The organism is Nocardia sp. NPDC005978 (assembly GCF_040614455.1).
In the GTDB taxonomy this organism is placed as follows: domain Bacteria; phylum Actinomycetota; class Actinomycetes; order Mycobacteriales; family Mycobacteriaceae; genus Nocardia.
In genome coordinates, this window is the sequence record NZ_JBEXUS010000058.1 from 42,674 (window position 1) to 49,692 (window position 7,019).

At 69.6% G+C, this 7,019-nt stretch carries 6 protein-coding genes and 1 riboswitch; of the genes, 3 read left to right on the forward strand and 3 right to left on the reverse strand.

The genetic code is table 11. From position 1 onward, the window contains the following. Nucleotides 1–48 precede the first annotated feature (48 nt). From ABZ319_RS24465 to ABZ319_RS24475, 3 genes are all read right to left on the reverse strand, one after another. Nucleotides 49–1,158, reverse strand: coding sequence for a homoserine O-acetyltransferase (locus ABZ319_RS24465; protein WP_354988806.1), 1,110 nt, complete (start codon nt 1,156–1,158; stop codon nt 49–51). 41 nt (nt 1,159–1,199) lie between these two features. Beyond that, entirely contained in the window at nt 1,200–2,534 is a 1,335-nt protein-coding gene (locus ABZ319_RS24470) for a bifunctional o-acetylhomoserine/o-acetylserine sulfhydrylase (RefSeq protein WP_354988798.1), read from the reverse strand. 95 nt (nt 2,535–2,629) lie between these two features. Further along, a riboswitch (SAM riboswitch) is annotated at nt 2,630–2,740 on the reverse strand. Between the two features lie 12 nt (nt 2,741–2,752). Then, nucleotides 2,753–3,448, reverse strand: a complete 696-nt coding sequence (locus tag ABZ319_RS24475; protein WP_354988799.1) for a TetR family transcriptional regulator — start codon at nt 3,446–3,448, stop codon at nt 2,753–2,755. Between the two features lie 135 nt (nt 3,449–3,583). On the opposite strand from ABZ319_RS24475, the gene ABZ319_RS24480 reads away from it, so the two are divergent. From ABZ319_RS24480 to ABZ319_RS24490, 3 genes are all read left to right on the forward strand, one after another. Beyond that, entirely contained in the window at nt 3,584–5,080 is a 1,497-nt protein-coding gene (locus ABZ319_RS24480; RefSeq protein ID WP_354988800.1) for an MFS transporter, read from the forward strand. A 347-nt stretch (nt 5,081–5,427) separates the two neighbouring features. Further along, nucleotides 5,428–6,087 (forward strand): hypothetical protein, encoded by a 660-nt coding sequence (locus ABZ319_RS24485; RefSeq protein WP_354988801.1) that lies wholly within the window; start codon nt 5,428–5,430, stop codon nt 6,085–6,087. Between the two features lie 101 nt (nt 6,088–6,188). Beyond that, on the forward strand, nt 6,189–7,019 hold an 831-nt coding region (locus ABZ319_RS24490), incomplete at its 3' end, for an AfsR/SARP family transcriptional regulator (protein ID WP_354988802.1).

Here is a 7,019-nt window from a genome sequence, read left to right on the forward strand (position 1 = left end):
CAGCAGGCGCTCCCGGGGGATCATTTGTTTAGAGCTTTGCAACCGCAACTAACGGCGTGCGGCCCGGGCCAGCTCCATGGTCTGCACCATGAGTTTGCCCACCGCTTCGGTCTCGGTGAGGAATCCGTCGTGCCCGTCACGGGAACGCACGATCTCCAACCCCTTGCACCCGGGTAGTAGATCAGCCAGTTCCTGCTGCGTGCGCAGCGGATACAGCCGATCCGAGTCCACGCCGCCGACCACACACGGCACCGTGGTGGAGCCCAGCGCCGCCTCGATGCCGCCGCGCCCGCGGCCGACGTCGTGCCGGTTCATGGCCTCGGTGAGCAACACGTAGGTGGCCGGGTCGAACCGCGAGATGAGCTTGTCGGCCTGGTACTCCAGGTAGCTCTGCACCGCGTAACGCCCACCGTCCCAAGGGTTCTCGTCGCCCTGGGCGCGGTTCTCGAAGCGGTGATCGAGCTCGCCCTCGGTCCGGTAGGTCAGATGCGCGATCCGCCGCGCGATGCCCATGCCGGTCATCGGCGCGGTGCCGGTGCCGTGATAGGCCCCGCCCTGCCAGTCCGGATCGGACCGGATGGCCGCGATCTGGGTGGTCTGGGTCCCGATCTGATCGGCGGTGGCACGCGCGCCCACCGCCAGCACCAGGGCCGACCCGACCCGCTCGGGATAGCCGACCATCCACTCCAGCACCCGCATGCCGCCCATCGACCCGCCGACGACCGAAGCCAGCCGGTAGATGCCGAGCAGATCGAGCAACTGCGCCTCCGCGGTTACCTGATCGCGAATGCTGATCTCGGGAAAGCGTGCGCCCCAGGGCTTTCCGTCCGCGGCGAGCGACGCCGGTCCGGTGCTGCCCTTGCAGCCGCCGAGCACGTTCGTGGCGATGACACACCATTCGCGGGTGTCGACCGCCGCGCCCTCGCCGACGATGCCGTCCCACCAGCCGGGCTGGGCGTGCTGCACGTCGGCGGGGCCGACCACATGTGAATCGCCGGTGAGGGCGTGCTCGACGAGGATGACGTTATCCGCGTTCGCCGAGAGTTCGCCCCACCGCTGCACCGCCAGGCTCGCGTCGGGGATGACGGCGCCGTTCTCGAGCCGGACCTCCCCGATCGCAATGGTGCAGAGCGTCCCGTCGGGCGGCGGCAGCAAGATGTCCGCCGCTGGACGAGAGGTGCTCGATTCAATGCTCACTATCAGCTCGCTGCCGCAATCAGTCCCGCGCGCAAATCCGCCAGGATGTCGTCGATACCTTCGATACCCACGGCCAAACGCACCAGACCAGGGGTGACGCCGGACGCGAGCTGCTCTTCGGGAGTCAGCTGGGAGTGGGTGGTCGAAGCCGGATGAATCACGAGCGAGCGCACATCCCCGATGTTAGCGACATGGCTGTGCAGGACCAGCGCGTCCACGAACTTCTTGCCCGCATCGACACCACCGGCCAGCTCGAACGACACGATGGCGCTCACGCCCTTCGGTGCCAGCTGTTTGCCACGCTCGAACCAGGGGGAGTCGGGCAGGCCCGCGTAGTACACGGACTCCACCGCGTCGTGCCCGCTCAGGAACTCCGCGACGGCCTGGGCGTTGGCCACGTGCCGCTCGACCCGCAGGCTGAGCGTCTCGATGCCCTGGCTGATCAGGAAGGCGTTGAACGGCGAGACCGCCGCGCCGAGATCGCGCAGCAACTGCACGCGCGCCTTGAGCGCGTACGCCGGAGCGCCCAGGTCGGCGAACACCACACCGTGGTAGCTCGGGTCCGCGGTGGTGAAGCCGGGGAAGCGGGGCTTGCCGTCGGCGTCGGTCACGGTCCAGTCGAAGGTGCCGCCGTCCACGATGACGCCCGCGACGGCCGAACCGTGGCCGCCCAGGTACTTGGTCGCCGAGTGCACGACGATGTCCGCGCCGTGCTTCAGCGGCTGGATCAGGTACGGGGTGGCGACGGTGTTGTCCACGATCAGCGGAACGCCGGCCGCGTGCGCGACGCCCGCGATGCCCTCGATGTCGAAGATCGAGCTGCTCGGGTTGGCGACCGTCTCACCGTAGAAAGCCTTGGTGTTGGGCCGGACCGCGGCTTCCCACTGCGCCAGATCGTCCGGATCCTCGACGAAGCTGACCTCGATGCCGAGCTTGGGCAGCGAGTAGTGGAACAGGTTGTACGTGCCGCCGTACAGGTGCGGGCTGGACACGATGTGGTCGCCGGCCTCGGCGATGTTCAGGATCGCGTAGGTCTCCGCGGCCTGGCCCGACGACACCAGCAGCGCCGCGACGCCGCCCTCGAGGGCGGCCACGCGCTGCTCCACCGCGTCCTGGGTGGGGTTCATGATGCGGGTGTAGATGTTGCCCGGCTCGGCCAGGCCGAACAGCGCCGCCGCGTGATCGGTGTCGCGGAAGGCGTACGAGGTCGTCTGGTAGATCGGCAGGGCGCGCGCGCCCGTGGCCGGATCGGGGGCCTGCCCGGCGTGGATCTGCTTGGTCTCGAAGGACCAGTTCGCGGGATCGAGGTTGGCAGCGGGCGCGGTCGAGTCACTCATGATTACTGCTCCAGGAAGAATCGCCGTATACGGCGGAAGGCTTGGGTTATCGGAAGGCGAATTGGCTTCGACAACAACACATCTCGGTGCCTCCTACAGTGCGCTTGCGCTCGGCCTTCGAGCGCCCGGTCTTCACCCGGAGCACCCCACCGCAGCTGGAGGGTTGCCGATCAGCGAGCCGGGGCTTGGCGCTGATGCTCTTGACCTGTTTCGGGATTCTAACGGTGCTCGGCCGCGATGTCGGCAATGGGGTTACCCACACTCGGAACGGCGCAAATACGGACGAACTCGTGATAGGCGGTGACCACCGCGTCGGCCATGGCGCGCGCGGAGTCGGCCAGCACCCCGTCGCAGCTCTCGAGCTCGGCCTCGCACTCCACCCCGGCCCGCATGATGGCGTGCCAGGTGCCGGTGATGAGCCGCACGGGCAGTGAATCCGGCCCGGTGCCGAGCCGTTCGCCGAGCACGGTCGAGGTCTCGCGCATCTTGTAGTCCGCGGCGTCGAGACTGCGGGCGCGCACGGCGGGGGAGTGCCGAATGATGTTCTGCATCTGCTGGAACCAGCGGAACGGCAGCGGTTCGTCGCGGTCGATGATGCCCTCGATCATCTCCAGGTAGCTGTTCAGTAGCGCCTGGAGTTCATTGCCCGTGACGGGCTGTCGGCGCAGATTGTCCGCCAGCGTGCCGCCGAAATCCTCGATCGGCGCGATGACGATGTCTTCCTTGCTGTCGAAATACCTGTTCACGGTGCGCGGGGAGACATCGGCGGCATCGGCGATCTGTTCGACCGTGGTGGCGTCGAAGCCGTGCTCGTCGCATAGGCGCAGCGCCACGTCGATGACCCGGGTGCGGGTCTGCTGCTTCTTTCGCTCGCGCAGTCCCGTGCGGGCGGTCGGCGATGACGGCTCGAACATGTCCCGATGGTAGCGCGGACCCGAGCAATGCTGTCCATGTACGCCAACTGTCGCAGTCAGACATTTTTCTCTTGACGCCAATTGTCGCATGATGCCACGATGGGCTCGGCTGTTCGGAGCAATCGAGGAGTAGGTATGACCGGCGGGACGGCAACGCTCGAACCTGACGAAATATCAAGTGAGACAAAAAATTCCGCGCGATGGTGGGCCCTCGGCGTCATCGCCGTCGCGCAGCTGATCGTGGTGCTCGACGCCACCATCGTCACCATTTCGCTGCCCTTCGCCCAGCAGGACCTGGGCATCAGCGACGGCAACAAGCAATGGGTCCTGACGGCGTACACGCTGATCTTCGGCGGACTGCTGCTGCTCGGCGGCCGCCTGGCGGACTATCTCGGCCGCCGGCGCGTCTTCATCGCCGGCCTGGTCGGTTTCGCGCTGGCCTCCGCACTGGCCGGGCTCGCGCAGAACGGCGCACAGCTGTTCGCCGGGCGTGGTCTGCAGGGCGCGTTCGCGGCGCTGCTCGCCCCGGCGGCGCTGTCCCTGGTGTCGGTGACCTTCACCGAGGCCAAGGAGCGGGCCAAAGCGTTCGGCGTCTTCGCCGGGGTCTCGGCGGGCGGCGCGGCCATCGGCCTCATCGCGGGCGGCGCGCTGACCGAATACGCCAGCTGGCGCTGGTGCCTGCTGGTGAACACCCCGATCGCGCTGCTCGCCGTGCTGGGCGCGCTCGCCTTCGTGGTCCGGGACGTACCGGCCCCGCGGACCGGCGGATACGACCTGCCGGGCGCGATCACCGGCACCCTCGGCCTGGTCGCGGTGGTGTACGGCTTCAGCCGCGCCGCCGAGGACGGCTGGCTGGCCGCCTCGACCCTCGGGCTGCTCGCCGGCGGCGCGGTGCTGCTGGCGCTGTTCGTTTTCATCGAATATCGCAGCTCGAATCCGCTGCTGCCGCTGCGTATTCCGGGTGAGATCAATCGCGGCGGGTCGTTCCTCGTGGCGCTGCTGGTGCCGATCGCCATGTTCGCCATGTTCCTGAACCTGAGCTTCTACATGCAGATGACCCTGGGGTACTCCGCGCTGAAGACCGGTTTCGCGTTCATGCCGTTCCCGCTGGGCATCACGATCTCCGCGGGCATCACCAGCGTGCTGCTGCCCAAGCTCGGGCCGCGCCCGCTCATGCTGGCCGGTGCGGTGCTCGGGGCGTCCGGCCTCGTGTACATGGCGCAACTCGACTTCGGTTCCAGCTACGCCGCGGTCGTGCTGCCCGCGATGACGCTGATCGCGCTCGGCATGGGCCCGCTGTTCGTCTGCATGCAGACCACCGCGCTGCACCAGGTCGACGACGAGGACTCCGGTGTGGCCAGTGCGCTGCTCAACGCCGCGCAGCAGGTCGGCGGGTCCATCGGCGTCGCGCTGCTCACCACGATCGCGGTGCAGGCCGCCGAGCGGTACGCCACCGACAATCCGACGGTCGACAACCTGGCGGCGCGGGCCGCGATCCACAGTTACGACGTGGCCTTCTATCTGGGCGCGGTGTTCTTCGTGATCGCTATCCCGGTGATCGCCTTCATGATTCGGGACAAGCCGTCGAACCTGCTCGAGGGCTCGGAACGCCCGGTGCACGCGGGCGTCTGAGGTCGGCGCCGGCCGTCGATGGTGGAGGCCCGTGGGCACCGATCCCTCGCCCCGTCACGGATTCGCGCCGTGACGGGGCGAGGCTTCGGGTACGGGCCGCGACGGCAGTGACGCGGCGCGGCGCATCGAAGCCGCCGCCCGGATCAGGCACGGGGCGGCAGGATCCACGCACTTCCCTGCGATCTCCCGACCGCCGCGGGCATCGACAAACTTGCCGATCAGGAGTTGATCGAACACGGGGAGGCGGCCACGTGGCCGATCGGTCCACGGGAGACCGGTCGCGAGCCGCGGCGGGGCGCAAGTCGATCGCAAGTCGTGGTCAACAGGGGCGGCTCATGGTGGGTCGCATGAGCATCACCACAGAACTACCGGCGACCGACAGCGACTTCCGCTGGCGGGCATACGCATTGATCGGGGGCGGTGTGCTGTTCGCGATCGGCAACGCGCTGCACCCGCTGCGGCACTCCGAGGAGTCCGAGCAGGCGGCGACCTGGGTCGCGGCGCACGTGAGCTTCAGCGCGGGCGCGGTCCTCATGGCCGCCAGCCTGCCGCTGGTGACCGCGGCCTGGCACTCGCTCGGCCGGCCGGGCATCGCGCGACTGGCCGCCGTCACCCGCGCACTGCTGTATGCCGGTCTGGCCGTGGCCATTCCGATCGGGGGCTATCACGAGGCGTTCGTGGCTCCCCGGCTGTCCCATCACGAACAGCACGCCATCGAGACCGCGGCCATGCCGGTGAACGGGCCGCTCGCGGCCTGCTTCCTCGTCGGCTTCCTGCTGCTGGCGGGCTGCGCGTTCGCGGCCCCGAACACCCTGCTGGCCCGGCCCGCGGCGGCGGTGCTCGTGGTGTCGGTGCTGGTGATGGGCGCGGCCGAAGGGCTGCCGGGCGCGGAGGGCCTGTGGATTATTCCCGGCACGATCGCGGTGGGTCTCGTCGTGGCGTTCGCCGGGGTGCGGGCGCTGCGGGGCACGCGTGCGAGCACGCCGCGGGTGGCGGTGAGTTCCTGAGTGAGGGTGGCGGCCGGCGCTCGGTGATCGAGCCCGCACCCGTCCGTTGAGCGCGAGGCCGTTGGGGTTGCGAAATCGGCTGGGCGCGCGATGCTTCAGCCGTGGTGATCGTGGAACTGCTCGGGGCGCTGTGTGTCCGGGTGGACGGGCGGCCCGCGGTGTTGCGCGGGCCGATGCAGGGCGCGGTGCTGGCGCGGCTGGTGGCGGCGGGCGGGGAGGTCGTGTCGGCCGACCGGCTGATCGACGATCTGTGGGCGGGCGCGCCGCCGCCCAAGGCGGCCGGGTCCTTGCAGGCGCACATCTCGCACCTGCGGCGCGCGCTCGAACCCGAACGTCCCGCCCGGGCGCCCGCCCGCGTCGTGGTGTCGCGGACCCCCGGCTACGCGCTCCAGCTGCCCGCCGCCGCTGTCGACGTCTGGCACTTCGAGCGGCTGTTCGCCGACGCGGCGGGCCACACGGACCCCGACACCCGCCACCGTCTCCTGGACACCGCGCTCGCCCTGTGGCGCGGCCCGGCCTACGCCGCCTGCGCCGATGCCGCCTGGGCCGCCGCCGAGATCACCCGCGTCACCGATATGCGCTGGACCGCAATGGAACAGCGCGCGCAGGCGGCTCTGGACCTGGACCGCCCCGGCGACGTCGCCGCCACCCTGCCCCGCCTGCTCCACGAACAACCCGGCCGCGAGGAAGCCGTCCGCCTGCTGGCCCTGGCCCACTACCGCCTGGGCCGCCAACTGGAGGCCCTGGCCGTCCTGCGCCGCGCCCGCACCACCCTCCACACCGATTTCGGCATAGACCCCGGCCCACCCCTGCGTGCCCTCGAGTCGGCGATCCTGGCCCACGATCCGGCCCTGCTGCCGCAGCCGGCGCCCCGGGCATCAGCTGGACATGGAGCCGGTGCTGCGCGTGGTCGCGCCCATCGTGGCGGAGTT

What these genes read in the sequence shown, in the direction of transcription:
- ABZ319_RS24475 (WP_354988799.1), bottom strand. Translation starts at nt 3,448, where the DNA reads ATGTTCGAGCCGTCATCGCCGACCGCCCGCACGGGACTGCGCGAGCGA.
- ABZ319_RS24480 (WP_354988800.1), top strand. Translation starts at nt 3,584, where the DNA reads ATGACCGGCGGGACGGCAACGCTCGAACCTGACGAAATATCAAGTGAG.
- ABZ319_RS24485 (WP_354988801.1), top strand. Translation starts at nt 5,428, where the DNA reads ATGAGCATCACCACAGAACTACCGGCGACCGACAGCGACTTCCGCTGG.
- ABZ319_RS24470 (WP_354988798.1), bottom strand. Translation starts at nt 2,534, where the DNA reads ATGAGTGACTCGACCGCGCCCGCTGCCAACCTCGATCCCGCGAACTGG.